Consider the following 24399-nt stretch of genomic DNA (forward strand, 5'->3'; position numbering starts at 1 on the left):
CCTGTTCTCGTCCACTGTGGATGACCGCCGAGCAGGCAGAACGCCGTCCGGACCGCATTCCGGGCACCGGATTCGCATCATGACAACCGGACAGGTTTCATCACGGCCGGATAACGGTCCTTTGGCTCGACGGGTTCAGATCCTAGCTTGGGCCGAGTGAGCCGAGTCACAGGAGTCCGGATGCTCGTCCGGGCTCGCGTGCTGGCCGCGCTCGCGATGGCCGCGGTGCTCCTCGCCGGCGCGCTCACCGCCTGCACCGCACCTCGGGACGAACGGACGCTGACCTACTGGGCGAGCAACCAGGGCGCCAGCACCGCGCAGGACCTGGAGATCCTGCGCCCCGAGCTGGACAAGTTCACCGCGCGCACCGGCATCGAGGTCGACGTCGAGGTGATCGCCTGGTCCGACCTGCTCAACCGCATCCTCGGCGCCGCCACCTCCGGCGTAGGCCCGGACGTGGTCAACCTCGGCAACACCTGGTCGGCCTCCTTGCAGGCCACGGGCGCGTTCGTGACCTTCGACGACGAGGTGATGCGCCGCCTCGGCGGTCGCGACCGGTTCGTCGCCAGCAGCATGACCTCCGCCGGGATGGCCGGGCGGGAACCGTCGTCGGTGCCGCTCTACGGCCTGTCCTACGGGCTGTTCTACAACAAGCGGCTGTTCGCCGAGGCCGGGATCACCACGCCGCCGCGCACCTGGGCGGAGTTCCTGGACGTGGCGGCGAGGCTCACCGACCCGGCCCGCGACCGCCGGGGCCTGGTGGTCGCCGGGGCCAGCTACACCGAGAACGCGCACTTCGCGTTCATCTTCGGCAGGCAGCACGGCGTGCACTTCATCGACGAACAGGGCAGGGCGAGGTTCACCTCACCGCGGGCCATCGACGCGGTGCAGCGCTACGTCGAGCTGATGAGCGCGCACCGCGTGGTCGAGGCCGACGACGCCGAGATCGGCACCACTTCCGAGGCGGTCTCGGAGTTCACCAACGGCCGCGCCGCGATGCTGATCGCGCAGAACAGCGCCATCGCCGCGATGCGCTCCAACGGCATGCCCGACGACGCCTACGGCGTGGCGCCGATGCCGGTCCTCGATCCGCTGCCGCGCGGCGGGCAGGCGGTGCGCAGCCACGTCGCGGGCAGCAACATCGCCGTCTTCGCCGACAGTCCCAAGCGGGAGCAGGCGTTGCGCCTGGTGGAGTTCCTGACCAGCGCCGAGGAGCAGCGCATCCTCAACGGGGCCTACGGCACGCTGCCGGTGGTGCGGGACGCCTACGACGACCCGGTGTTCCGCAGCCCCGCCAACGAGACCTTCGCCGGTGTGCTGGCGCGGGACGCCGAGCCGATGCCGATGATCCCCGCCGAGAGCCGGTTCGAGACGACGATCGGCGCCGCCATCCGCGACCTGTTCGCCAGGGCCGCCACCGGGCAGCCGGTGCGCCGCGAGGACGTGCGCGAGGCGCTGGCCGACGCCGAGCAGAAGATGAACGGCAGCGGAGGCGGGTGATGGCGGCGGTCGAGCAGCGCGGCACCGATCGTCCTCAGTGGACGGATCGGCGGAGGTGGACGCCGAGCCGTCGCGCGGTGCCCTACCTGCTGCTGGCGCCCGCGCTGTTCTTCGAGCTGCTGGTGCACGTCGTCCCGATGCTCGGCGGGCTGTGGATGAGCTTCCTCCAGCTCAACCAGTTCTTCCTGCGCCACTGGCTGACCGCGCCGTGGGCCGGGCTGGACAACTACCGCTTCGCCGTGGACTTCGACAGCGCGGTCGGTGCCGAGCTGCTGCGCTCCTTCGCCACCACCGCGGCGTTCTCGCTGATCACCGTCGCGTTGTCGTGGACGCTGGGGATGTTCGCCGCGACGCTCTTGCAGCGCGCGTTCCCGGGGCGGACGCTGCTGCGCGCGTTGCTGCTGGTCCCGTACGCGCTGCCGGTCTACACCGCGGCGATGATCTGGAAGTTCATGCTCGACCGGGGCGACGGCGTGGTCAACGCCGCGCTGGCAGACCTGGGCGTGGGCGGGGAAAGCTTCTGGCTCCTCGGTGACAACGCGTTCGCCAGCCTGGTGGTCACAGCCGTGTGGCGGTTGTGGCCGTTCGCGTTCCTCGCTCTGATGGCGGGGATGCAGTCGATCCCGTCCGAGGTCTACGACGCCGCCGCGGTCGACGGCGCCGGGATCGGGCAGCGCTTCACCTCGATCACGCTGCCGATGCTGCGCCCGGTCAGCCAGGTGCTGGTGCTGGTGCTGTTCCTGTGGACGTTCAACGACTTCAACGTGCCCTACATCCTGTTCGACCAGTCGGTGCCGTCGGCGGCGAACCTGGTGTCCATCCACGTCTACCAGAGTTCGTTCCTGACCTGGAACTTCGGCCTCGGCTCGGCGATGTCGACGTTGCTGCTGCTGTTCCTGCTGGCCGTCACCGCGCTCTACCTGCTCGTGACATCGAGGAGGGCCCGCCATGCGTGAGCCCACGTGGTTCCGGGTGCTGCGGGTGGCCGGGCTGAGCGCGCTCGTGCTGTTCACCGTGCTCCCGCTGTACGTGATGGTCACTTCGGCGGTCAAGCCGCTCGACGACGTGCAGGACACCTTCCAGTGGCTGCCGTCGGAGATCACCTTTCAGCCCTTCGTGGACATGTGGTCGACGGTGTCGCTGGCGGACTACTTCGTCAACAGCGCGGTGGTGGCGCTGAGCGCGGCGTGCGCGTCGGTGCTCATCGCGGTCTTCGCCGCCTACGCCATCAGCCGGTACCGCTTCCGCGGCCGGGACCTGTTCCGCATCACGGTGCTGTCCACCCAGATGTTCCCCGGCATCCTGTTCCTGCTGCCGCTCTACCTGATCTACGCCACCATCGGGCAGGTCACCGGGGTGATGTTGCAGGGCAGCCACGCCGGTCTGGTCATCACCTACCTGACGTTCTCGCTGCCGTTCTCGATCTGGATGCTGGTCGGCTACTTCGACTCGATCCCCGCCGACCTCGACGAGGCCGCGCTGATCGACGGCGCCGGTCCGCTCGGGACGCTGCTGCGGGTCGTGCTGCCCGCCGCCAAGCCCGGTATCGCCGCGGTCGGCATCTACGCCTTCATGACGGCGTGGGGCGAAACGCTGTTCGCCTCGATCATGACCACCTCCGACTCCCGCACGCTGGCGGTCGGGCTGCGCGAGTACTCCAACGAGTCCTCGGTGTACTGGAACGAGGTGATGGCGGCCTCGCTGGTCGTCAGCATCCCGGTCGTCGTCGGTTTCCTGCTGCTCCAGCGGTACCTGGTCCAGGGCCTGACCGCCGGAGCCGTGAAGTGAAGGGGCGTGCCATGCGACGCAACTCCGCCAAGGTGCGGGTCGACGGCGAGCCCGCCGTCTGGCTGGGCGCCAACTTCTGGTCCCGCACCGGCGGGCCGCTGATGTGGCGCAACTACGACCCGGCGGTGGTGCGCTCCGAGCTGGAGGTGCTGGCCGAGAACGGCCTGCGCCAGACCCGCTCGTTCTTCTACTGGCCCGACTTCATGCCCGAACCCGACCGCATCGACGAGGAGAAGGCCGCGCACTTCGCCGACTTCCTCGACGCCCACACCGAAATCGGTATGACCTCCATTCCGACGTTCATCGTCGGTCACATGTCCGGCGACAACTGGGACCCGGCGTGGCGCGGCGGCCGCGACCTCTACGCCGACGTGTGGCTGGTGGCGCGGCAGGCGTGGTTCGTCGAGCGGATGAGCGAGCGCTTCGCCGGGCACCCCGCGGTGGCGGGGTGGCTGATCAGCAACGAGATGCCGATCTACGGCCGGTTGCGCCACGAACCCGTCGCGCCCGCCGAGCACGTGCTGAGCTGGGCGCAGCTGATGGTGCAGGCCGTCCGCGCGGGCGGCGCGCGCCAGCCGGTGTCGCTCGGCGACGGTGCGTGGGGCATCGAGGTGACCGGCGTGGACAACGGGTTCTCGGTGCGCGACACCGGCGCGCTCGTCGACTTCGTCGGACCGCACGTCTACCGGATGGACAGCGACCCGGTGCGCCAGCACCTCAACGCCGCGTTCGTCTGCGAACTGTCGGCGGTGGCGGGAAAACCCGTGGTGCTGGAGGAGTTCGGGCTCTCCAGTGACCACGTCTCGGCGCAGAACGCCGGGCACTACTACCGGCAGACGCTGCACACGTCGCTGCTGGCCGGGGCGACCGGCTGGCTGGCGTGGAACAACACCGACTACGACGGCCTGGTGGCGCAGGAACCCTACTCGCACCACCCCTTCGAGATGCACTTCGGCATCACCGACCACACCGGAGCGCCGAAGCCCCCGCTGCTGGAGCTGGATTCCTTCGCGCGCACGCTCGACGCGGTCGACTTCCCCCGGTGCTCCCGGACCGACACCGAGGTCGCGCTGCTGGTCAGCGAGTACCTCGAACACGGCTATCCGTACGCGCAGGCCGACGACCGGCCGCTGATCTTCACGACGCTGCGGCAGGGCTACGTCGCGGCGCGGGAGGCCGACCTGCCGGTCGGCTTCGTCCGGGAGCGCGACGGCGTCGAGGACTGCGCGCTGTACCTGCTGCCGTGCGTGAAGCAGGTCCAGGGACCGACCTGGCTCGCGCTGCGTGAACGCGTGGCGGCCGGGTCGGTGCTGTACCTGTCGTACTGCGCGGGCGAGGTCGAGCACCACAGGGGAGCGTGGCTGCCCTACCTGGACGAGACCTTCGGCGTCGAGAAGCAGCTGGCCTACGGGCTGGTGGACGCCGTCGAGGACGAGCACGTGGAGTTCACCTTCACCGAGGACTTCGGCGGTATCGAGGCCGGTGAGGTGCTGCGGTTCCGGGTGGGCGGCAACGAGCACAGCCGGACCTTCCTGCCGGTGGTGCCGCGCGGGGCGAAGGTCGTCGCGACCGACGCCCACGGCCGTCCCGCCCTGCTGCGCCACGTGACGGGGGAGGGGCAGGCGGTGCTCTGCACCTATCCGCTGGAGCACTTCGCGGCGAGCAACGCGCGGGTGAACCCCGAGCCCACCTACCGGATCTACGCCGCGCTGGCCGCCGTCGCGGGAGTGCGGCGACCGGTCGTGGTGGACCGGCCGGAGGTCTTCGCCGACGCGCTCGTGCACGAGGACGGTCGCCGCTTCGCGTGGCTGGTCGGGCAGAACGCCGAACCGATCACCGTGACGCCGCGGGTCGAAGGCTCGCTTCACGACCTGGTGACCGGAGCCGAGGTGCCCGAGATCGAGCTGCTGCCCTACGGCGTGCGGGTGCTCGAACTGCGGCCGTCCCCGGAGCTTCCCTGAAGTACGGCGTTGATCGCGGCCGGCGCCGAGATCATGCAGGCCATGCAGGGCATGCCCGCCGGGTACAGCGACCACTCGCACTCCCGCGCGACCACGACCACGCCGCAGTAGGCGGGCAGCTCGACCGGCACGCCGTCCAGGTCGTCGGGAATGGGAACCGCGTGGCACACCCGTTCGCGTTCCGGGATTCCGGGTTTCGCAACCAGCCGTGCGAAGGCGATTCGACCGGTCATGCGTCGGGGTCCTGTCCGCGTGGACGGGATTCGGGGTGGCGGTCCCAGATCTCTTTGGTCGTCGCCTGTGTCCGTCGTTTCGCGCGCCAATTGCGAATCGGTTTTGTTTTGGTCCTGCGCCGCAGATCGCACCAGATGGCGGCCGCGCACAAAGTCAACGCCCACACCGTGATCGCGTACAGCGGTAGCAGGGCGAGTTCTTGCTGAGAGCGCATGGGATTTCCTCGCGGAAAGGTTTCGCCGAATCCCCCCGCGTCCGCCCCGGCTGCTGGAGATCGGGGACCGGGGCGGACTGTCGGCCGCGATGTCGGGGAAGGGGGCGACCGACAGTGCGAACGTATCAGGACGAATATTACTGTGTCGCTCACCGAAAGGGTGATCTTCGTTTGCTCCGCCGAATTCCCGGTGCAGACTGGCGCCAACATCGAGATTGGAGATCTTGGGATGTCCGGACCGACGATCCGACGGCGCCAGCTCGGCAGGCAGCTCCGCCAGTTGCGCGATGCGGCGGGCAAGTCCTCGCGGGCCGCCGCGGAATGGCTCGACGTGTCGCAGGCGACAGTGTCCAAAGTGGAGAACGGAAAGCAGGCGCCGAAGATCGCGCACGTGCGGCTGCTGTTGCAGCTCTACGGAGTCGAGTCGCCGCGGTCGGAGGCGATCCTGCGGCTGGCCCGCGAGGCCAACCAGCGCGGGTGGTGGACCGCCTACGGCGACACCGTCCCGGACTGGTTCCGCGACTACGTCGGCCTGGAGACCGACGCGACGGAGCTGTGGACCTACGACGCGGAGCTGATCCACGGCCTGCTCCAGACGCCCGGCTACATCCGCGCGGTGACCGCCGCCTTCAACGAGGAATCGGCGGGCTTCGACGTCGAGTGCTACGTCGACCAGCGCCAGGCGAGGCAGGACCGGCTGACCAGCAGCAACCCACCCAGGCTGTTCTCCGTGCTCAGCGAGGGCGCGCTCCGTCGTCTGGTCGGTGGCCGCGAGGTGATGCGGGAGCAGATCCAGCACCTGATCGAGCTGAGCAAGCTCCCGCACGTGACCTTCCAGGTGCTGCCGTTCGAAGCGGGTGCGCACGCGGCGATGGTCTCGCCGTTCACCCTGCTCAGGTTCGAGGAAGACCCGGACATGGGCGCGGTGTACCTGGAGAACCACCAGGGTGCGCTCTACCTGGAGCGGCCCGCTGACGTGAACGGCTACGTCGACACCTTCGAACGGGTGCGCAAAGTTGCGCTAACGCCGAAGAAAACCAAGGACTTCCTCGCTAACCTGGTGCTGAACCTGTGACAGCGATGGAAAGGAGCGCGGGAAGTGAGCGACTTAGCCCGCGCCGAATGGCGCAAGTCCTCCCGTAGCGGCGGAAATGGTGGTCAGTGCGTCGAGGTCGCGGTGACCCCGACGACGGTCGGAGTCCGCGACACCAAGGATCGCGCCGGCGGCACCCTGGTCCTGTCGGCGCGTTGCTGGGCCGGGTTCGTCTCCGGTGTCCGAGACGGCCGCTTCGACGCATGAACGCCGGTGAGTCTTTTGGGTTGCTCGAGCAGCCCAAAAGACTCACGGGGACCACTCGATTCAGCTTTGGGGACAGACTTGGCAGCTCCGCACGGGAACACGCACAACAGCGCGTCAACCGCTGAAAGCGTGGTACAAGCGCAGCAAATACACGGTGACGTGCACTTCCACGGCGCGGCCAACCCGGCGGCTCCGCGCATGGTGCCTCGTCAGCTTCCCGCCGCGGTACGGCATTTCATCAACCGCACCGTCGAGCAGGACGCGTTGACCACGTTGCTGAACGGCGCGGGAAGTGACCACACCGTCCTGGTGTCGACCATCGACGGGCTCGCGGGCGTGGGCAAGTCGACACTGGTCGTGCAGTGGGCGCACCAGGTCCGGGAGCGGTTCCCGGACGGGGAGCTCTACGCCAACCTGCGGGGTTTCGACCCGGCCGCGGAGCCGGTGACCCCGGGGGAGGCGCTGGGCGGCTTCGTCACCGCGCTGGGTGTCGCGCCGGAGGCCGTGCCCGTCGCGGAAGAGGCCAGAGCCGCGCAGTTCCGCACACTGCTGCACGGTCGGCGGATGCTGCTCGTGCTGGACAACGCCCGCAACGCCGAGCAGGTGCTGCCGTTGATGCCGGGTTCGCCCGGCTGCCTGGTCGTCGTGACCAGTCGTCAGCGACTCGACGGGCTCGTGGCCCATCACGGTGCTCAGCGGCTCGCCCTCGAGACCCTCACCCGTGACGAAGGTCGCCGACTCCTGGCTCGGTACATCGGTGGCGAACGCCTGGAGCACGAGCCGGAGGCAGTGGAGGCGTTGCTGCACCACTGCGCCGGGCTGCCACTGGCGCTGACCCTGGTCGCGGTCCAGGCCACCGCCGAACCGGACGTGCCGCTGGAGGAGCTCGCGGCCGACCTCCGAAGCGAGCGCAACCGGCTGGATGCGCTCGACGCGGGTGGCGAGACCGGCATCCGGGCGGTGTTCTCCTGGTCCTACCGCTCACTCTCCCCGCAAGCCGCTCGGCTGTTCCGCCTGCTCGGACTGCCCAACTCGCCGGACATCGGCACCGGCGCGGCAGCGGCGGTGGCAGGGACCGACCACCGCGGCGTCCGCAGACTCCTGGCCGAGCTGTGCCGCGCCCACCTGCTCACCCGTCGAGCGGGCGACCGCTATGTCTTCCACGACCTGCTCCGCGCCTACGCGCGCGAGCGCGCGCATGAGGACGACTCGGCGCAGGAACGCACTGCCGCGTTCGAACGTCTGCTGGACCACTACCTCTACACGACCTACGCGGCCAACCATCGACTGGAACCAACGCGGCCCCTGCCCGAGCTGGACCACGTCGACCAGTACCTGTGGCGCGACTTCGCCACCTACGAAGAGGCCCTGGACTGGTGGGACGCCGAGCACGCCAATGTCCTGTCCGCCGTCCGCCAGGCGGTGGCACTCCGGCTGCCCCGTGGCCCGTGGCTGTCACACGCCGCCACCTTCCCGTTCAAGCTGCGTGGTCTCGTCGACGAGATGAAGGTGAGCAGTGCCGACGGGCTTGCGGGCGCGCGGGAGAGCGGAGACCGCCCGTTGCAGGCACGGCTGCTCAGCGATCTCAGCACGGCGTACCTCTTCCGAGGCGAGTTCGACGCGTCCATCCGCTGCAGGCAGTCCGCCGCCGAGCTGTTCGCCGAGCTTGGTGAACGCGACTGGGAAGCCCTGATGCACGCGGTGCTGGGGGAGACATTCCTCGAGATGGGCCGCTACGCGGACGCGGCGGCCTCCGCGCGGGAGGCGCTGCGGATGCAGGAAAGCGCCGACGGCAAGGTCATCGACCCGGGAGGAGCGGACGCGGTCCTCGGACTTGCCTTGGCGCACCTGGGAGAGTTCGGCGCGGCGTTCCCGCCTCTGCACCGCGCCTACGCCGTAGCCGACCAGTTCGGGCAGGGGTATGCCCTGACTAACCTCGGTTCCGCGCATTTCCTCGCGGGCGACATGGAAAACGCGGTGCGGACCTACCGCCAGGCGGTGCAGCACCGTCGCGACATCGGCCACGAGTTCGGCGAAGCCGTGTGCCTCAACAAGCTCGGCGAAGCGCTGCGGGCCTGGGGTGAGGTGGAGGGGGCTCGGGACGCCTGGCAGCAGGCACTCGCCATCCTCGACGGGCTCGGGCATCCCGACGCCGAGAACGTCCGCGAAAACCTCGATGCGCTGGACGCCACGGAATCATGACCAGAGCCGCTCACGCGGTCCAGTCCAGGATCGGGGCGAAGGAGCGGACGAACGTCGAGCGGGGCATCAGGCGCATGGCGCCGTCGCGGAGTGCGACCGCCGCGGGGGAGGACCAGTGCGCCACCTCGCCGATGCGCCGGGAGCGGCGCACGACCATCTGGGTGCGCGGCCTGCGTTCCCGGTCGTAGCGGGCAAGCGCGTCCGCCAGCACCGCTCTGGTGCGCACGCCCCGCACCGCCGACCCGAGGACCACGGCGTCTTCCAGTGCCTGGCACGCGCCCTGGCCGAGGTTGGGGGTCATGGCGTGGGCGGCGTCGCCGACCAGCACGACGCTGCCCCGCACATAGGTGCTCAGGCAGGGTAGTTCGTAGGTGTCGTGGTGCAGCACGGCGTTCTCCTCGGTGGCGGCGAGCAGCGCCGGGATCGGGTCGTGCCAGCCCGCGAAGCGCTCGTGCAGCTCGGCGAGCCCACCGCCGCTGCCTTCGGGCGCGTTCGCCACGGCATAGCAGTAGACCCGGCCGTCGGCCAGCGGCGCGTAGCCGAACCGCATGCCACGGCCCCAGGTCTCGACCGGTTCGCGCACCGGGACCGGGGCGCTGATCATCCGCCAGGTCGTGTAGCCGGCGTAGCGCGGTGGCGCCGCGTCCTCCCACAGCGAGCGGCGCGTGGCGCTGCGGACGCCATCCGCGCCGACGACCAGGTCCGCGGTGCTCGTTCCGGCGGAGTGCACGACCGTGCCGTCCGCGTGCACTTCCCGCACGTGCACTCCCGGACGGAGCGCCTCGGCCGGGACCTTCGCGCGCAGCACCTCGAGCAGGTCGGCGCGGTGCACCATCGCCCACTCGCCGTAGCGGCGGCGCAGCTCGGCCGCGTCGGCGCGGGAGAGCCAGCGGCCGGACACGTCCTGCACCCCGGCCTGGGCCCCGTCGACGGCCAGGGCCCGGACCGGGTCGCCGAGCCCCAGCGAGTCCAGCGCCCGCATCGCGTTGGGCAGCACCGCCAGACCCGCGCCCACCTCGCCGAACTCCGGCGCCCGCTCCAGGACCTCGACCTGCCAGCCCGCCCGGTCCAGGGCGACCGCGGTGGCCAGTCCGCCGATGCCGCCGCCGAGAACAATCGCCTTCACCGCGACCTCCTATACATCTGTAGAGGACTCTACACTTGTAGAGAGGAGGTGGGCGAGTGTCCCGTCGAACAGAGCTCGCCGACGCGGCGATCACAACCCTGGCCTGCGAAGGAATGCGCGGGCTGACCCATCGCAACGTCGACCGCACCGCGGGGCTGCCGCAGGGCTCGACGTCGTACTACTTCCCGACGCGCAAGGCGCTGATCGAGGCGGTGGTGGAGCGCGTCACCGAGGTCACCGTGGCAGTGGAGCCGGACCTGCCCACCGACCTCGACGAGCTGGCCGTGGTGATCGCCGGGTACGTGCGCGAGCTGCTCACCAGGGGCCGGGACCACCAGCTCGCCTGCTACGAGCTGATGCTGGAAGCGACCCGGCGGCCGGAGCTGCGCGAGCTGCTCACCCCCGCCAGCGCGACGATCCGCGAGATGGCAGCCGACCGGCTGGAGGCCGCGGGGGTCACCGGCTCCGCCGACCGCGCCCGCGACTTCGTCGCGTTCCTCGACGGCCTGCTCCTCGAGCAGATCACCGGCTCGGGCGGCCGGGAGCTCGACGACGCGGCGCTGCGCGTCACGGTCCGCCGGATGCTGACCGCGGTGATGAGCTGAGCGCAAGCTGCTACGCCGGGCGGTCGGCCAGCTCGCGAGTCCTGGGTTCGGTGTGCTGGATGACCAGTCCGGCGATGAGGACCAGCACCATCTCCAGGCCCATGAGCAGCGTGGCGAACTCGATGGTGAGGGTGTCGGCCATGCCCGCCGTCAACAGCAGCAACGCGCCGCCGACGATCGTCGCGAGCACCATGAGCCCGCCGGAGTGCACGAGCTGCACGTGCAGAACGCTCAGCACGACCAGGTAGACCAGCAGCGGCACCGCGACCGCCAGTGCCGCCCCGACAGTGTCGAGGTGGGCCTTGTGCGCGTGGCTGTCGATGACCACCTCCAGCCCCGCGCCGACGGCGGCGATCCCGCCGAAGACCAGGTAGTGCCCGTAGCCCCAGGCGATCGCCCTGGTCAGGGAGTCGCGCAGGTGGTCGCTCACCGTGTGCTTGAAGTAGAGCCACCACATCGCGAAGATCATCAGCAGGCCGCCGGCGCCGATCTCCAGCAGGCCGGCCGACCAGCCTCCGTCGGCGACGTCTTCCTGGATGGCGGCGGTGACGGCCAGGACCACCTCTCCGAGCACGATGATCGTGAACAGGCCGTAGCGTTCGGCGATGTGCCGCGGGTGCCACGCGGTCTGCATCCTGCGCTCGGCGAGCACCGGGACCAGCATCTCGGCGACGACGAGCACCGCGAAGCCGATCTCGCGCCACGGGTCCGGCAGCCACAACCGCCCGATCCAGGCGACCTGGCACACCCCGACCCCTACGGCGTAGCGCAGCGTGCAGGGCCGGCCCTCGGGGTGTTCGCGGGCCGCGCGCAGCCATTGCGCGATCAGGGCGACGCGCATGACGACGTAGCCGATGGTCGCGATCGTGAAGTCGTAGTCGCGGAACGCGGCGGGCACCCCGGCGGCCAGCACGAGCACCCCGGCCATCTGCACCAGCGTCAGCGCCCGGTACGGCACGTCGTCGGTGTCGTAGGCGGAGGCGAACCAGGTGAAGTTCATCCACGCCCACCAGATCGCGAAGAACACCATGAGATAACCGAGCACGGTGCCCGCGACGTGGCCCTCGGAGATGCCGTGGTGCAACTGCGCCGCCGCCTGGCCCACGGCGGCGACGAAGCAGAGGTCGAACAGGAGCTCCAGCGGGGTGGCGGCGCGGTGCTGCTCGCGGGGATCGCGCGCGAGCATCCGCGCGCGCAGCGGCGGGACTTCGGCCAATTCGGCTCACCTACTCCGGCTCGCTCGGCTGACCTGCGGCGACGTCGTCGAATTGTGGCCCGTTCCTGGGTATCCCGCCGTCCGGTGCGCGTACTCCCAGTCCGCCTTCGCGCGTAGTCGGCGATGCCGCTGTTGGGGTAACATGAAAATACTTCGGGGTCAGGTGAGCTGGGGGAGATGCCGAGGGGTCAGGCGGGGGTGAGTGCCTGACCCCCGTTCGGCATCCGGGCCCCTGGCGGGCTGATCACCACCGGCTGCTCTTGCTGCGACGCCGGTACCGCCAGGAGCTGCTCCTCAGCCAGACGACGCCGCCGACCCTGGCGAGGACGGCCACGGCAAGCAGGGCGGCCGCGGTCCGCTTTGCCGCGGTGCCGTCGGTTAGCGCATCCGCGGGCACGGGCCCGAGCCGGCCCTGCGGGTCGTAGGCGATCTCCAGGCGTTCGCCCTTCTTCGCGGCGGCGGAGCCTTCGGTCGTCAGGTGCTCGACCGGCCCGCCGTCGCACCGGAGGCCGTGGTCGTAGTAGTAGGTCGTGGTCGTGCTCCACGAGCCCGGCATGTCCGGGTCGGACGACGGCGTGTAGTGCGATGTCGTCTCCTGGCGTTCGACGACGTCGAGCACCGTGCAGACCGTCCGCAGACCGCGTTCGTGCAGCGCCGCGTCGTCGATGCCCACCTTGGTCAGGCCCAGTGCGAACATCAGCGCCAGGAGAGCGACGAAGTTCGCCCCCATCGCGTCTTCCGGGTGCAGGGCCAGCGACGACAGCCACACGAGCGTCGCCAGGATCTGCAACCCGAACGCGGCGGCCCCGCCGGGGCCGTAGGCGTCGAGGTAGGAACCCCAGGCCATCAGGCCGATCGCCAGCAGCGGCACGCCTGCCGCGACGACCAGCTCGGCGAGCACGCTCTCGTACCACCGCCGCATCGCGCCTCCCCGGTTCGCACGTCGCCCAAGCGTTGCGCCTCGTGCAACGCCGCGACAGACGGCGACCGGGCGAACTCGCGCGGCGCCGCGTCGCCCGGTTCGGGCTGCTCCACCGCGTGACCTACGGTGGCGTAGCGCACGCTTACCGGTCAGTAACCCCAGTTCCTGGCATGATCTGGCGGCACCGGGCGAGCGGCGCTCGGACGTTGGAGTCGTGAGCGGAAAGGATCGGGTGTCGTGACGAAGATCGAACGCCTCGGTGTGGTCGGTGCCGGTCTGATGGGTTCGGGCATCGCCGAGGTCAGCGCGCTGGCCGGGCTCGACGTGATCGTCGTGGAGGTCACCGACGACGCCGCCAGGGCAGGCCGGTCGCGGCTGTGGAAGTCGCTGAACCGCGCGGTGGACAAGGGCAAGATCACCGAGCAGGAGCGCGACGCCGCCCAGTCCCGGCTGCACTTCACCACCACGGTGGCCGACCTCGACGACCGCCAGCTGGTGATCGAGGCCATCGCCGAGGACGCCGAGCTCAAGACCAGGCTCTTCGAAGACCTCGACAAGATCGTCAGCGACCCGGACGCGATCCTGGCCTCCAACACCTCCTCGATCCCGATCGCCAAGCTGGCCGCCGCCACCGAGCGCCCCGCGCAGGTGATGGGCATCCACTTCTTCAACCCGGTCCCGGTGCTCAAGCTGGTCGAGCTGGTGCCGTCGCTGCTGACCTCCGAGGAGACCGTCCAGCGCGCGTCGGCGTTCGCCACCGAACAGCTCGGAAAGCAGACCATCCGCGCCACCGACCGCTCCGGTTTCGTGGTCAACGCCCTGCTGGTGCCCTACCTGCTCTCGGCGATCCGGATGCTGGAGGGCGGCCACGCCACCGCCGAGGACATCGACAACGGCATGGTGCTGGGCTGCGCCCACCCGATGGGTCCGCTCGCGCTGTCGGACCTCGTCGGCCTGGACACCCTCAAGGCGATCGCCGACTCCATGCACGACGAGTACAAGGAGCCGCTCTACGCCGCGCCGCCGCTGCTGCAGCGCATGGTCGACGCGGGCCTGAAGGGCAAGAAGTCCGGCCAGGGCTTCTACGACTACAGCTGAGCGACCGCGGTGTCCCGGGTCGAGGTTCGGGACACCGCGCTCACAGCTCGCGCCGGCGCTCCACCACGGTCCGGGCGAGCTCGATGTCCCACGAGATCGGTCCTACGCGGAGCGCGACTGGGAAAGGCGTGACGCGAAGCGCAGGATCTCCTCGGCGACGCGGTGCGGCCGGTCCTCCATGAGGAAGTGCCCCGCCCCGGGCACCGTGACCAGCTCGGCGTGCGGGATGTCGCTCGCGAGGCGTTCGCCGTAGGCGACGGGCTGCCAGCGGTCGTCCTCGCCCCAGAGGATGCGCACCGGCATCGGCAGCCCTCCCAGCAGCGGTGCGACGCGCTCGGTCGGCGCCGAGTCGTAATGGCGCACCTGGTGCTCGAAGAACGACACCCGGCCGACCGGACCGCGATGCGGCGCGAGGTAGGTCTCCAGCACCTCCTCTGCCATCTCGCCGGAGACGGTCATCCGCAGTTGCCGGGTCAGCATGGCCTCGAAGTCCTGCCGCGGCATGGCCGCGTAGTCGCCGAGGTGGTCGCGGATGACGCGCCGCCAGGTTTCCGAGGGCCACGAGTCGTAGCTGACCGGGTCGACGAGCACCAGCCCATCGACCCGGTCCGGCCGGGAGGTGGCGAAGATCTGCCCGATCGCGCCGCCGATGTCGTGCGCGACCAGCACGCACCGGTCGATTCCCAGTGTCGTCAGCAGTTCGCCGAGCAGCCCGGCCTGCGCGGTGACCGAGGTGTCCCGGTCCACCGGCCGCTCCGACTCGCCGAAACCCAGCAGGTCGTAGGCGAGCACGGAGTGGCCGCCGGCTTCCAGCTCCGGGATCACGTGGCGCCAGATGGCCGAGTGCGACGGCGTTCCGTGCAGCAGCACCAGGGGTGGGCCGTCTCCGCCGCGGTACCGGTAGGCGATCCGGACGCCGTCGACGATCACGTTGCGGTCCAACGGGGTCATACCGCCTCGGTGTTGGTGCGGGAGACCCGCGCCGTCATGAGCGGAAGCAATCGGAGTGTCGCTCATACGGCCTCGGTCTCCGGGGTGACGACCAGCTTGCCGAAGAAGTCCTTGCCGACGAAGTCCTTCTGGGCGCGGTGCAGCTCGCGCAACGGGTAGGTGCCCGCCAGCAGCGGCTTGAGCTCGCCCGCCGCGACGTGGCCCAGCAGTTGCTCGAAGTCCTCGTGGGTGCCGAACGACGAGCCGATGAGCTGCACCTGGTTCAGGTAGACCGTGCGCAGGTCGGTCTCCACCAGCGGACCCGCGATTGCCCCGGCCACGACGTAGCGGCCCAGCGGGCCCAGCACCCGCAGCAGCGCGCCGAAGTGCGGCCCGGCCACCACGTCGGCCACGACGTCGGCCTGCCCGGTCGCGCGGATCTCGCCGGCGAGATCGTCCGACGCGCGGTCCACGGTCGCCTCCGCGCCCAGGTCCAGGGCGAGCTGCCGTTTGGCGGCGCTGGTGACCGCCACGACGTGTGCGCCGCGCAGGGCCGCGAGCTGGATCAGCGCCGAGCCGACGCCGCCGGAAGCCCCGGTCACCACGACCCTCTCGCCGTCGCGGACGGCCGCGCGGTTGAGCATGCGCATCGCCGTGGTGTAGGCGGTGGGGAAGGTGGCGAGCTCGGCGTCGGTGAGGGAGCTGCGCACCGGGTGGGCGTTCCCGGCGGGCACGGTGACGTACTCGGCGAAGCCGCCGTCGCGTTCGCTGCCGAGGTACTCGGTGGTCACCAGCTCGCGTTCCCCGCCGGTGTAGAGCATGGGGTCGACCACGACCCGCTCGCCGAGCCGCGAGTCCGGCACGCCTTCGCCGACCTCGTCGACGTGTCCGACGACGTCGGCGCCCTGGATGCGGGGGAAGCTCAGCGGCTCGCGCCGCCACCCCGCGCTCGACTCCGGGTCCTCCGCCGAGCCGTAGGCGCCTTCGCGGGTCCAGATGTCGGTGTTGTTGATGGCCGTCGCGGCGACCCTGACCCGCACCTCGCCGGGACCGGCCTGCGGGTCGGGCACGTCCTCGCGGTACTCCAGCTTCTCCGGGCCGCCGAAACCGGTGAGCCGCACTGCACGCATCGCTGCCTCCTTCAGGTATACCGACCGGTGTAGTTACTCCAGTCGAGCACTCGCGGGTCGCCATGTCAACCCACCGGTCGGTATAGTCGGCTGCGTGCGGAACTCGTTGGCGAAGCTGACCCCGGCCGGCCGCCGGGTGCTCGACGTGGCGGCCGAGCTGTTCTACCGGCAGGGCATCCACGCCGTCGGCGTCGAGGCCATCGCGGCGGAGGCGGGGGTCACCAAGAAGACGCTCTACGCGTGCTTCGGCTCCAAGGACAACCTCGTCACCGCCTACCTGACCGAGCGCGACCAGCGCTGGCGGGAGTGGCTGACCGAGTGGGTCGAACAGCGCGCGGACTCCGCGGAGGAGAAGGTGCTCGGGGCCTACGACGCGCTGGCTGCCTGGATGCGGGAGGACTTCCGGGGCTGCGCCTTCGTCAACGCCCTCGCCGAGCTGCCGTCGCCCGACCACCCGGCGCGCGAGGTGATCGTGGGGCAGAAGCGGTGGATGCGCGACTACTTCGCCGAGCTGGCCGCCAAGGCCGGTGCCGGCGACCCCGACGACTTCGCCAAGAGCGCGTTGCTGCTCTACGAGGGAGTCACGGTGGCGGAGTCGGCGGGCATCGGCGGCACGACGGACCAGGCGAAGAAGGTGGCCGCGGCGCTGCTGCGCGCGGCGGTCTGAGGCGGACTCGCGGAAAGAGGCCGCCGTCCCGAGCGCGTGCACGGGACGGCGGCCTGGGGCAACAGCGGGCTGGTGCGGTCAGCGAACCGCGGCCGGTTCCGGTGTCGGCTCCGCGGCGGCCGTGCGCGCCGGACGGCGGTCGAGCGCGCCCGAGAACAGGGCGATGCCCAGCGCGGCGGCCGCCATCAGGGCGCCGACCCAGTTCGGCGCGGTGTAGCCGAGCCCGGCCTCGATGACCAGCCCGCCCAGCCAGGCGGCCAGCGCGTTGCCGAGGTTGAACGCGGCGATGTTGACCGCCGAGGCCAGCGTCGGAGCGCCCTCGGCCTTGTCCATGACCCGCTTCTGCAGCGCGGGCACGGTGGCGAACCCGGCGGCGCCGACCAGCGCGAGCGTGATCGCCGCGCTCACCTTGCTCATCGCGGTGAAGGTGAACAGCCCGAGGACGACGGCCAGCGCCGCGAGGACCCCATACAGCGACGGCATCAGCGCCCGGTCGGCCAGGCGCCCGCCGAGCAGGTTGCCCGCGAACAGCCCGGCCCCGAACAGCACCAGCAGCCAGGTGACCGCCGCCGGGGTGTAGCCGGCGACCTCGGTCATCATCGGCGCGACGTAGGTGAACGCGGCGAACACGCCGCCGAAGCCGAGCACGGTCATCGCCACGGCCAGCCACACCTGGAGGCTGCGCAACGACGCCAGCTCCCGGCCGACGCCGGTGGCAGCCGGGCGCGGTTGCGGCGGGACCAGGGTGGCGACACCGAGCAGGCCCATGACGCCGAGCACCGAGACGACCACGAACGTCGAGCGCCAGCCGTAGGACTGGCCGAGCCAGGTGCCCATCGGCACACCGAGCACGTTGGCGGCGGTGAGCCCGGTGAACATGATCGCGATGGCGCCCGCCCGCTTGTGCGGGGCGACCAGGTCGGCGGCCACCACCGCGCCGATGCCGAAGAACGCGCCGTGTGCGAACGAGGCGACGACCCGGCCGGTGAGCAGCAGCCCGTAGCTGGTCGCCAGCGCCGAGAGCAGGTTGCCCGCGATGAACAGCACCATCAGCCCGAGCAGCATCCGCTTGCGGGGGACGCGGGTGCCGAGCGCGGTCAGCAGGGGCGCGCCGACGACGACCCCCAGCGCGTAGCCGGAGATCAGGTATCCGGCGGTGGGGATGGACACCGCGAAGTCGGCGGCGACCTCGGGCAGCAGCCCCATGATCACGAATTCGGTCGTTCCGATGCCGAAGGCGCTGATCGTCAGCGCCCAGAGCGCGAGGGGCATCGAGCTACTCCTTGCTTCGCGTTCGTCTGTTAGCGGCGTCGACAATAATTGCACACGCCGCATATTGCAAACGCTGCTTAGCTGCGGGGCTGGGGTAGACTGGAGGCCGATCCGTCAGCACTTCGGGAGGTTCGACGATGTCCCTGTCCGATGACGCGGCAGAAGCCCGCGCCCAGGGCTGGCGAGCCCTGGCCGCTCTGCACGCCCGGATCGAGACCCGGATCGAGCGATCGCTCCAGCACGAGCACGACCTCAGCGTGAGCGAGTTCACCGTGCTCGACGTGCTGTCCCGCCAGGACGGCTGGCACATGCGCATGCAGCAGCTCGCCAACGCGGTCGTGCTCAGCCAGAGCGCGACGACCAGGCTGGTGACCAGGCTGGAGAAGCTCGGACTGCTGCGCCGATACCTGTGCGAGGACGACCGCAGGGGGATCTACACCGAGGTCAGCGAGTCCGGCCAGAAGCTGCTGGCCGCGGCCCGGCCCACGCACGACACCGCGCTGCGCGAGGCGATGGACGAGGCCAGCGACGTGCCCGAGCTGGCCCCGCTGGTCCGCGCGCTGGAAACCCTCGAGCCCACGGCGGTCTGAACGCGCGCGGTCGCACGGCCCGTCGGCCTGGCCCGGCTCAGTCCTGCTCGGCCGGGATGGTGGCCCGCAGCGTGTCGACGGCGTGCTCGCGGTGCTCGGTCAGCAGGACGACCAGTTCGGCGGCGTCGTGCCGCTTGGCCGCGTCGACGATCGCGGCGTGCTCCTCGTGCACCCTCGCCCGGTTGGCGTCGGAGTTGTAGTACACCGCCCGGTAAGCGTCCGTGGCGTCCCACAGCGTCCGCACCACCCGCAGCAGCCGCGGCATCCGCGCGGGCTCCAGCAGCGCGAAGTGGAAGCGCCGGTTCGCCGCGATCATGCCCACCAGGTCGCCGACGCGCGACGCGGACTCGACCTCGCGCTGCGCCTCGGTGATGACCGCCAGGTCGGACTCGCCGAACCGCTCCGCTGCCACCGTCGCCGCCTCCGACTCCAGCAGCTCCCGCATCCGGTAGACCTCCAGCAGGTCGTCGAGCGAGAGCTCGGCGACCGAGTAGCCCCGGTGCGGCTGGTACACGACCTGGCCCTCGGCCTCCAGCGTCTTGAGCGCCTCGCGCAACGGCACCCGGCTCACCCCGAGGCGCTGGGCGATCGCGTCCTGGCGGATGGGCTGCCCGGGTGCGAGCTCGCCTGCCACGATCGACTTCCGGAGCTCGTCGAGCACGAACTCCTGGGTGGTGGGTGGGCGTCGCATCGCACTCCAGTGCCTCGGCGTGGGTATGTCGATCCTATGGGTGAGCGAGGGCGGTTCGCGTTCTTCGAACGGTTGACCCGTCGTTCGGCAACTGTATATTGGATCCAACTTTCCCCGGATGCAAGCCGACGGCGTCGGCGCGGAGATGAGGTGGGTCCGAGCATGGAGCGTGCCCTGCCGATGGACGGCGTGGTTGTCGCGGACTTCAGCCGGGTGCTCGCCGGGCCGTACGCGACGATGCTGATGGCCGACCTCGGCGCCACGGTCATCAAGGTGGAGCGGCCGGGCACCGGCGACGACACCCGGAGCTGGGGTCCACCGTGGACCGAGCACGCCTCGTCCTACTTCGAGTCGGTCAACCGCGGCAAGCGCAGCATCACGCTCGACCTCGGCGACCCCGCCGACCAGGAGGCAGCCCGCGAGCTGGTCCGCCGCAGCGACGTGCTGGTGGAGAACTTCCGCCCAGGGTCGCTCGCCCGCTACGGGCTGGACTTCGACAGCGCCGCCGAGCTGAACCCCCGGCTGGTCTACGCCTCGATCTCGGGCTTCGGCAGCGGCGCCGGTGCCGACCTGCCCGGCTACGACTTCGTGGTGCAGGCGCTCGGCGGGCTGATGAGCATCACCGGCAGCCCGGAAGGGCCACCCACCAAGGTCGGCGTCGCGCTGGTCGACGTGCTCACCGGCAAGGACGCCGCGCTGGGGATCATGGCCGCGCTGCGCCAGCGGGAGGCCACCGGACGCGGCCAGCACGTCGAGGTCAACCTGCTGTCGAGCCTGCTGGCGTCCCTGGTCAACCAGATGAGCGGGATGCTGGCCACCGGAGTCCCGCCCGCGCGGATGGGCAACCAGCACCCGAGTATCGCGCCCTACGAGACGCTGCGCTGCGAGGACGCCTACCTGGTGGTGGCCATCGGCAACGACGTGCAGTTCGGCAGGCTCGCCGAAGCTCTCGGCCTGGTCGGGCTGGCCGAGGACGAGCGCTTCGCCACCAACGCGCAGCGGGTCGCCAACCGGCCCGCGCTGGTCGAGCTGATGGAGAACGTGCTCGGCGCCCGTCCCGCCGCCGACTGGCAGGAGCGCCTGCAACGCGCGGGCATCGCCTGCGGCCAGGTCAACGACCTCTCCCGCGCGGTGCACTACGCCGAGTCGCTCGGGCTGAATCCGCTGGTCGACCCGGGTCAGGGCGCGACGGCGCAGGTGCGCATGCCCATCGACCTCTCCGACTCCGCCGGCGTCAAGCCGCTCGCCCCGCCCCGCCTCGGCGAGCACGGCGAGCAGATCCGGGCCTGGCTGGCCGGCCCCGCCGGACCACCGCCGGCCTGACGACGACCGCCCGGCCATCGGACCGGCCGAGCCCCACAACCGTTTCCCCAGGAAGGAATCCCGCCATGAGCAGCAGCGGTGCCCGCCCCGCCTTCGATCCTCGCGACCCGCTCGGCATCGACGACGAGCTCACCACCGAGCAGCTCGCGATCCGCGACAGCGTCCGCGCGCTGTGCCGCGACCACGTGCTGCCGCACGTCGGCGAGTGGTTCGAGCGCGGTGAGTTCCCGCAGGCCAGGGAGCTGGCCAGGGAGCTCGGCAAGCTCGGCGTGCTCGGCATGCACCTGGAGGGCTACGGCTGCGCCGGGATGTCGGCCGTGGACTACGGCCTGGCCTGCGAGGAGCTCGAGGCGTGCGACTCCGGCCTGCGCTCGCTGGTGTCGGTGCAGGGATCGCTGGCCATGTTCGGGATCTGGCGCTGGGGTTCGGAGGAGCAGAAGCGGCAGTGGCTGCCCCGGATGGCGGCCGGCGAGGCGATCGGCTGCTTCGGTCTGACCGAGCCCGACCACGGCTCCGACCCGGCGTCGATGCGCACCTCCGCCCGCCGGGACGGCTCGGACTGGGTGCTCAACGGCCGGAAGATGTGGATCACCAACGGCACCATCGCCGACGTCGCGGTGGTGTGGGCCCAGACCGACGACGGCGTGCGCGGCTTCGTCGTGCCGACCGACACCGCGGGCTTCTCGGCACCGGAGATCAAGCAGAAGCTGTCGCTGCGCGCGTCGGTCACCAGTGAGCTGGTCCTCGACGACGTGCGGCTGCCCGCCGAGGCCCGGCTGCCCGAGGCCGAGGGTCTGCGCGGACCGCTGAGCTGCCTCAACGAGGCCCGCTACGGCATCGTGTGGGGTGCCACGGGCGCCGGGCGGGCGTGCCTGGAGTCGGCGCTGGAGTACGCGGGCAGCCGCGAGCAGTTCGGCCGCCCGATCGCGGGTTTCCAGCTCACCCAGGGCAAGCTGGCCGACATGGCGGTCCGGGTGCAGAACGGCCGGTTGCTGGCGATGCACCTGGGCAAGCGCAAGGACGCGGGCAAGCTGCTCCCGCAGCAGGTCAGCTTCGGCAAGCTGGACAACGTGCGCGGGGCGCTGGAGGTGGCGCGGACCGCGCGAACCATCCTCGGGGCCAACGGCATCTCGCTGGAGTACCCGGTGATCCGGCACATGACCAACCTGGAGTCGGTGCTGACCTACGAGGGCACCAGCGAGATGCACGCGCTGAGCATCGGCCAGGCGCTGACCGGGCTGGCCGCCTTCCGGGGCTGAGAAACCGGTAGTTCGAACAGAAAACGAGCCGTTCTGACATTTCGGCGGGAACGAGTGGATCTCATTTCTCTCGTTCCCGCTTAAGTGTTGTTCTCGGAAAAGATTGCGCCAAGATTCGATCTCGTTTGGATAACAACACCCATTCTGATCGGCGATTCTTCGGGGCGCCGAGAAAAATCGCGGTGGCGGAAGAGTATTGCGACTGCGCAGGCGGTTGTGCCTCCGCTCGGCAGGGTGTCAATTTCTCCCGTTCAGGTAAGCGGTCTTCATGTTTCCCGGTTGTTCCGGTTCCGCCTGGGAGCCGAGCACCTCCACATGAGGGAGAGCTTCATGCAACGAGTTCGAGCTGCTTGGCGTCGACGTCGGACCGTGGCGGTGCTGGCCACCGCGGTCGGGGTGGCGCTGGCCACCGCGGTCGCGACTCCGGCCCAGGCCGACCACCGTGCCCCCGCGGCCGGTGCCGAGACGATCATCCCCAACAGTTACCTGGTGGTGCTCGCCGATACTCCGGAAACCCAGTCGGGGGTGGAGGCCATCGCGGAGAACCTGCTGGCCAAATATCCCGGCGAACTGACCCGCACATTCGACACCGCGCTCCGGGGCTTCTCGGTTTCCATGCAGGAGCCCAACGCCATGCGGATGGCGCAGGACCCGGCGGTGGCCTTCGTCGAGCCCAACAAGCAGGTGCGGGCCATCGAGACCCAGCAGAACCCGCCGTCGTGGGGTCTGGACCGGGTCGACCAGCGGAACCTGCCGCTGAACAACGCCTACACCTACGGCCCGAACGCCTCCAACGTCTCGGCCTACGTCATCGACACCGGGGTGCGGATCAGCCACCGGACCTTCGGCGGCCGGGCCAAGCACGGCTTCGACGCGGTCGACAACGACAACGACGCCAGCGACTGCAACGGCCACGGCACCCACGTCGCGGGCACCATCGGCGGCGCCGAGTACGGCGTGGCCAAGGCGGTCAGCATCGTGGCCGTGCGAGTGCTGGACTGCCGCGGCAGCGGCACCACCGACGGCGTGATCGCCGGCATCGACTGGGTCACCAAGAACGCCAAGAAGCCGGCCGTGGCCAACATGAGCCTCGGCGGCGGCGCCAGCAACGCGCTGGACCAGGCGGTGCGCAACTCGGTCGGCTCCGGCGTCACCTACGCCGTCGCGGCGGGCAACGGCGACTCCTCCGGCAACCCGATCGACGCCTGCGGCTACTCGCCGGCGCGGACCGCCGAGGCCATCACCGTCGGTGCCACGGACAACGGCGACAACCGGGCGAAGTTCTCCAACTACGGCAAGTGCCTGGACCTGTTCGCGCCTGGCGTGAACATCACCTCGTCGTGGCACACCAACGACACCGCCTCCAACACCATCAGCGGCACGTCGATGGCGACGCCGCACGTGGCGGGTGCGGCGGCGCTGTACCTGTCGGCGAACCCGTCGGCGGCGCCGGCCGCGGTCTCCAGCGGCCTGACGGGCGCGGCGACCAGCGACGTGGTCAAGGACCCGCGCCCCGGCTCGCCGAACAAGCTGCTCTACACCGGCAGCTGACGGCGGTGCTGCGACGAGCCCCTCCCGGCGGCCTGCCGGGAGGGGCCTCACCACACCGTGAACCCGCCGTCGGCGACGACGTTGCTGCCGGTGACGAAGCTGCTGGCCTCCGAGGCCAGGAAGACCGCGATCGGCCCGAGCTCGCGCGGTTCGGCGACCCGGCCCATCGGGGTCTGCGAGATCCACGTGCGGAACCACTCCGGCTGGGACGTCTCGACCTGCCTGAGCAGCTCGGTGCCGGTGTAGCCGGGGGAGATCGAGTTCACCCGCACGCCGCGCCCGGCCCATTCGCCCGCCAGCGACTTGGTGAGCATGATGACCCCGGCCTTGGACGTGTTGTAGGACGCCTGCGGCTGCGGGTGGTTGGAGATCAGACCGGACATCGACGCGATGTTGATGATCGAGCCCGAGCCCTGCGCGAGCATCGCCTTGCCGACCTCTCGGCAGCACCAGAAGACCGCGTCGAGGTTGAGCCCGAGCACCGCGCGCCACGACTCGTCCGGCATCGACTCCGCGGGCTCGTTGCGGACCGTCCCGGCGTTGTGCACCGAGACGTCGATCCGCCCGTGCTCGGCCACGATCCGCGCGACACCGTCGGCGACCGCGCCGGAGTCGGTGACGTCCAGCGGCAGGAACTCGCATTCCAGCTCGGCGGCGGCCTTCTCGCCGGTCTCGTGGTTGATCTCGCCGATCACGACCCGGGCGCCCGCCGACCGCAGCGCCCTGGCGATCTCCAGGCCGATGCCCTGACCACCGCCGGTGACCAGCGCGACCTCGTCCTGCAATGAGAAGATCTCGGTTCCCATCGAAATGCCAACCT

The 24399-nt window shown here is 70.4% G+C and carries 23 protein-coding genes; 14 read left to right on the forward strand and 9 right to left on the reverse strand.

Features of this window, described 5'->3' with window-relative positions; genetic code table 11:
- Positions 1 to 180: 180 nt before the first annotated feature.
- Genes HUO13_RS11740 through HUO13_RS11755 form a run of 4 tightly spaced genes read left to right on the forward strand, consistent with a single transcriptional unit; the run spans position 181 to position 5249 of the window.
- Positions 181 to 1500 (forward strand): ABC transporter substrate-binding protein, encoded by a 1320-nt coding sequence (locus HUO13_RS11740; protein ID WP_211901418.1) that lies wholly within the window; start codon positions 181 to 183, stop codon positions 1498 to 1500.
- A complete protein-coding gene (locus HUO13_RS11745) occupies positions 1500 to 2456 on the forward strand; it encodes a carbohydrate ABC transporter permease (protein ID WP_211901419.1) in 957 nt (318 codons plus the stop codon). The genes HUO13_RS11740 and HUO13_RS11745 overlap by 1 nt, the downstream gene beginning before the upstream one ends.
- Positions 2449 to 3288, forward strand: a complete 840-nt coding sequence (locus HUO13_RS11750; RefSeq protein ID WP_211901420.1) for a carbohydrate ABC transporter permease — start codon at positions 2449 to 2451, stop codon at positions 3286 to 3288. Before HUO13_RS11745 ends, HUO13_RS11750 begins: the two co-directional genes overlap by 8 nt.
- An 11-nt stretch (positions 3289 to 3299) precedes the next feature.
- Positions 3300 to 5249 carry a beta-galactosidase trimerization domain-containing protein gene (locus tag HUO13_RS11755; RefSeq protein ID WP_211901421.1) on the forward strand — a complete coding sequence of 650 codons (1950 nt, stop codon included), beginning with the start codon at positions 3300 to 3302 and terminating at the stop codon, positions 5247 to 5249.
- Here HUO13_RS11755 and HUO13_RS11760 read toward each other — a convergent pair.
- Complete coding sequence (locus tag HUO13_RS11760; RefSeq protein WP_211901422.1) at positions 5201 to 5482, reverse strand: hypothetical protein; 282 nt, start codon at positions 5480 to 5482, stop codon at positions 5201 to 5203. The genes HUO13_RS11755 and HUO13_RS11760 overlap by 49 nt on opposite strands.
- A gap of 444 nt (positions 5483 to 5926) precedes the next feature.
- Here HUO13_RS11760 and HUO13_RS11765 point away from each other — a divergent pair, with 444 nt between their 5' ends.
- The 3 genes from HUO13_RS11765 (at position 5927) to HUO13_RS11775 (ending at position 9199) form a co-directional block, all read left to right on the forward strand.
- A complete protein-coding gene (locus HUO13_RS11765) occupies positions 5927 to 6772 on the forward strand; it encodes a Scr1 family TA system antitoxin-like transcriptional regulator (RefSeq protein WP_211901423.1) in 846 nt (281 codons plus the stop codon).
- 24 nt (positions 6773 to 6796) lie between these two features.
- Positions 6797 to 6997 carry a DUF397 domain-containing protein gene (locus HUO13_RS11770; protein WP_211901424.1) on the forward strand — a complete coding sequence of 67 codons (201 nt, stop codon included), beginning with the start codon at positions 6797 to 6799 and terminating at the stop codon, positions 6995 to 6997.
- A 198-nt stretch (positions 6998 to 7195) separates the two neighbouring features.
- On the forward strand, positions 7196 to 9199 hold the full coding sequence (locus tag HUO13_RS11775; protein ID WP_249124689.1) for a tetratricopeptide repeat protein: 2004 nt from the start codon (positions 7196 to 7198) through the stop codon (positions 9197 to 9199).
- 10 nt (positions 9200 to 9209) lie between these two features.
- Here the strand turns inward: HUO13_RS11775 and HUO13_RS11780 are convergent, their stop codons facing one another.
- The gene (locus HUO13_RS11780) at positions 9210 to 10325 is read right to left on the reverse strand and encodes an FAD-dependent monooxygenase (RefSeq protein WP_211901425.1); all 1116 of its coding nucleotides are present in this window, start codon (positions 10323 to 10325) and stop codon (positions 9210 to 9212) included.
- A 56-nt stretch (positions 10326 to 10381) separates the two neighbouring features.
- Here HUO13_RS11780 and HUO13_RS11785 point away from each other — a divergent pair, with 56 nt between their 5' ends.
- On the forward strand, positions 10382 to 10930 hold the full coding sequence (locus HUO13_RS11785; protein WP_211901426.1) for a TetR/AcrR family transcriptional regulator: 549 nt from the start codon (positions 10382 to 10384) through the stop codon (positions 10928 to 10930).
- A 10-nt stretch (positions 10931 to 10940) separates the two neighbouring features.
- Here the strand turns inward: HUO13_RS11785 and HUO13_RS11790 are convergent, their stop codons facing one another.
- Complete coding sequence (locus HUO13_RS11790) at positions 10941 to 12146, reverse strand: low temperature requirement protein A (RefSeq protein WP_211901427.1); 1206 nt, start codon at positions 12144 to 12146, stop codon at positions 10941 to 10943.
- Between the two features lie 244 nt (positions 12147 to 12390).
- Positions 12391 to 13068, reverse strand: a complete 678-nt coding sequence (locus HUO13_RS11795; RefSeq protein ID WP_211901428.1) for a hypothetical protein — start codon at positions 13066 to 13068, stop codon at positions 12391 to 12393.
- 237 nt (positions 13069 to 13305) lie between these two features.
- On the opposite strand from HUO13_RS11795, the gene HUO13_RS11800 reads away from it, so the two are divergent.
- Entirely contained in the window at positions 13306 to 14166 is an 861-nt protein-coding gene (locus HUO13_RS11800) for a 3-hydroxybutyryl-CoA dehydrogenase (protein ID WP_211901429.1), read from the forward strand.
- Between the two features lie 102 nt (positions 14167 to 14268).
- Here the strand turns inward: HUO13_RS11800 and HUO13_RS11805 are convergent, their stop codons facing one another.
- Both HUO13_RS11805 and HUO13_RS11810 read right to left on the reverse strand, forming a co-directional pair.
- Positions 14269 to 15117: an alpha/beta fold hydrolase gene (locus tag HUO13_RS11805; RefSeq protein WP_249124691.1), complete on the reverse strand. Its 849-nt coding sequence runs from the start codon at positions 15115 to 15117 to the stop codon at positions 14269 to 14271.
- A gap of 62 nt (positions 15118 to 15179) precedes the next feature.
- Positions 15180 to 16226 carry an alcohol dehydrogenase family protein gene (locus HUO13_RS11810; RefSeq protein WP_211901430.1) on the reverse strand — a complete coding sequence of 349 codons (1047 nt, stop codon included), beginning with the start codon at positions 16224 to 16226 and terminating at the stop codon, positions 15180 to 15182.
- A 94-nt stretch (positions 16227 to 16320) separates the two neighbouring features.
- Here HUO13_RS11810 and HUO13_RS11815 point away from each other — a divergent pair, with 94 nt between their 5' ends.
- Positions 16321 to 16893, forward strand: coding sequence for a TetR/AcrR family transcriptional regulator (locus HUO13_RS11815; RefSeq protein WP_211901431.1), 573 nt, complete (start codon positions 16321 to 16323; stop codon positions 16891 to 16893).
- 78 nt (positions 16894 to 16971) lie between these two features.
- On the opposite strand, the gene HUO13_RS11820 is transcribed toward HUO13_RS11815, so the two are convergent.
- Complete coding sequence (locus HUO13_RS11820) at positions 16972 to 18165, reverse strand: MFS transporter (protein WP_211901432.1); 1194 nt, start codon at positions 18163 to 18165, stop codon at positions 16972 to 16974.
- 137 nt (positions 18166 to 18302) lie between these two features.
- On the opposite strand from HUO13_RS11820, the gene HUO13_RS11825 reads away from it, so the two are divergent.
- A complete protein-coding gene (locus tag HUO13_RS11825) occupies positions 18303 to 18755 on the forward strand; it encodes a MarR family winged helix-turn-helix transcriptional regulator (RefSeq protein WP_211901433.1) in 453 nt (150 codons plus the stop codon).
- Between the two features lie 37 nt (positions 18756 to 18792).
- Here the strand turns inward: HUO13_RS11825 and HUO13_RS11830 are convergent, their stop codons facing one another.
- Positions 18793 to 19446: a GntR family transcriptional regulator gene (locus HUO13_RS11830; protein ID WP_211901434.1), complete on the reverse strand. Its 654-nt coding sequence runs from the start codon at positions 19444 to 19446 to the stop codon at positions 18793 to 18795.
- A 162-nt stretch (positions 19447 to 19608) separates the two neighbouring features.
- Between HUO13_RS11830 and HUO13_RS11835 the strand changes: the two genes are divergently transcribed.
- The 3 genes from HUO13_RS11835 to HUO13_RS11845 all read left to right on the forward strand — a co-directional run bounded on the left by HUO13_RS11835 (position 19609) and on the right by HUO13_RS11845 (position 23579).
- Positions 19609 to 20769, forward strand: coding sequence for a CaiB/BaiF CoA transferase family protein (locus HUO13_RS11835; protein WP_211901435.1), 1161 nt, complete (start codon positions 19609 to 19611; stop codon positions 20767 to 20769).
- Positions 20770 to 20834: 65 nt separating this feature from the next.
- On the forward strand, positions 20835 to 22028 hold the full coding sequence (locus tag HUO13_RS11840; RefSeq protein WP_211901436.1) for an acyl-CoA dehydrogenase family protein: 1194 nt from the start codon (positions 20835 to 20837) through the stop codon (positions 22026 to 22028).
- A gap of 330 nt (positions 22029 to 22358) precedes the next feature.
- Positions 22359 to 23579: a S8 family serine peptidase gene (locus HUO13_RS11845; protein ID WP_432757836.1), complete on the forward strand. Its 1221-nt coding sequence runs from the start codon at positions 22359 to 22361 to the stop codon at positions 23577 to 23579.
- A 47-nt stretch (positions 23580 to 23626) separates the two neighbouring features.
- Here HUO13_RS11845 and HUO13_RS11850 read toward each other — a convergent pair whose 3' ends face one another.
- Positions 23627 to 24385, reverse strand: a complete 759-nt coding sequence (locus HUO13_RS11850; RefSeq protein WP_211901437.1) for an SDR family NAD(P)-dependent oxidoreductase — start codon at positions 24383 to 24385, stop codon at positions 23627 to 23629.
- Positions 24386 to 24399 lie beyond the last annotated feature (14 nt).

This window comes from Saccharopolyspora erythraea (assembly GCF_018141105.1).
Lineage (GTDB): Bacteria > Actinomycetota > Actinomycetes > Mycobacteriales > Pseudonocardiaceae > Saccharopolyspora_D > Saccharopolyspora_D erythraea_A.

Excerpts from the sequence above, each read along its gene's own strand:
- HUO13_RS11740 (WP_211901418.1), top strand. The coding sequence starts at position 181 with ATGCTCGTCCGGGCTCGCGTGCTGGCCGCGCTCGCGATGGCCGCGGTG.
- HUO13_RS11745 (WP_211901419.1), top strand. The coding sequence starts at position 1,500 with ATGGCGGCGGTCGAGCAGCGCGGCACCGATCGTCCTCAGTGGACGGAT.
- HUO13_RS11750 (WP_211901420.1), top strand. The coding sequence starts at position 2,449 with ATGCGTGAGCCCACGTGGTTCCGGGTGCTGCGGGTGGCCGGGCTGAGC.
- HUO13_RS11755 (WP_211901421.1), top strand. The coding sequence starts at position 3,300 with ATGCGACGCAACTCCGCCAAGGTGCGGGTCGACGGCGAGCCCGCCGTC.
- HUO13_RS11760 (WP_211901422.1), bottom strand. The coding sequence starts at position 5,482 with ATGACCGGTCGAATCGCCTTCGCACGGCTGGTTGCGAAACCCGGAATC.
- HUO13_RS11765 (WP_211901423.1), top strand. The coding sequence starts at position 5,927 with ATGTCCGGACCGACGATCCGACGGCGCCAGCTCGGCAGGCAGCTCCGC.
- HUO13_RS11775 (WP_249124689.1), top strand. The coding sequence starts at position 7,196 with ATGGTGCCTCGTCAGCTTCCCGCCGCGGTACGGCATTTCATCAACCGC.
- HUO13_RS11795 (WP_211901428.1), bottom strand. The coding sequence starts at position 13,068 with ATGCGGCGGTGGTACGAGAGCGTGCTCGCCGAGCTGGTCGTCGCGGCA.
- HUO13_RS11805 (WP_249124691.1), bottom strand. The coding sequence starts at position 15,117 with ATGACCCCGTTGGACCGCAACGTGATCGTCGACGGCGTCCGGATCGCC.
- HUO13_RS11810 (WP_211901430.1), bottom strand. The coding sequence starts at position 16,226 with ATGCGTGCAGTGCGGCTCACCGGTTTCGGCGGCCCGGAGAAGCTGGAG.
- HUO13_RS11820 (WP_211901432.1), bottom strand. The coding sequence starts at position 18,165 with ATGCCCCTCGCGCTCTGGGCGCTGACGATCAGCGCCTTCGGCATCGGA.
- HUO13_RS11825 (WP_211901433.1), top strand. The coding sequence starts at position 18,303 with ATGTCCCTGTCCGATGACGCGGCAGAAGCCCGCGCCCAGGGCTGGCGA.
- HUO13_RS11830 (WP_211901434.1), bottom strand. The coding sequence starts at position 19,446 with ATGCGACGCCCACCCACCACCCAGGAGTTCGTGCTCGACGAGCTCCGG.
- HUO13_RS11835 (WP_211901435.1), top strand. The coding sequence starts at position 19,609 with ATGGAGCGTGCCCTGCCGATGGACGGCGTGGTTGTCGCGGACTTCAGC.
- HUO13_RS11840 (WP_211901436.1), top strand. The coding sequence starts at position 20,835 with ATGAGCAGCAGCGGTGCCCGCCCCGCCTTCGATCCTCGCGACCCGCTC.
- HUO13_RS11845 (WP_432757836.1), top strand. The coding sequence starts at position 22,359 with ATGCAACGAGTTCGAGCTGCTTGGCGTCGACGTCGGACCGTGGCGGTG.
- HUO13_RS11850 (WP_211901437.1), bottom strand. The coding sequence starts at position 24,385 with ATGGGAACCGAGATCTTCTCATTGCAGGACGAGGTCGCGCTGGTCACC.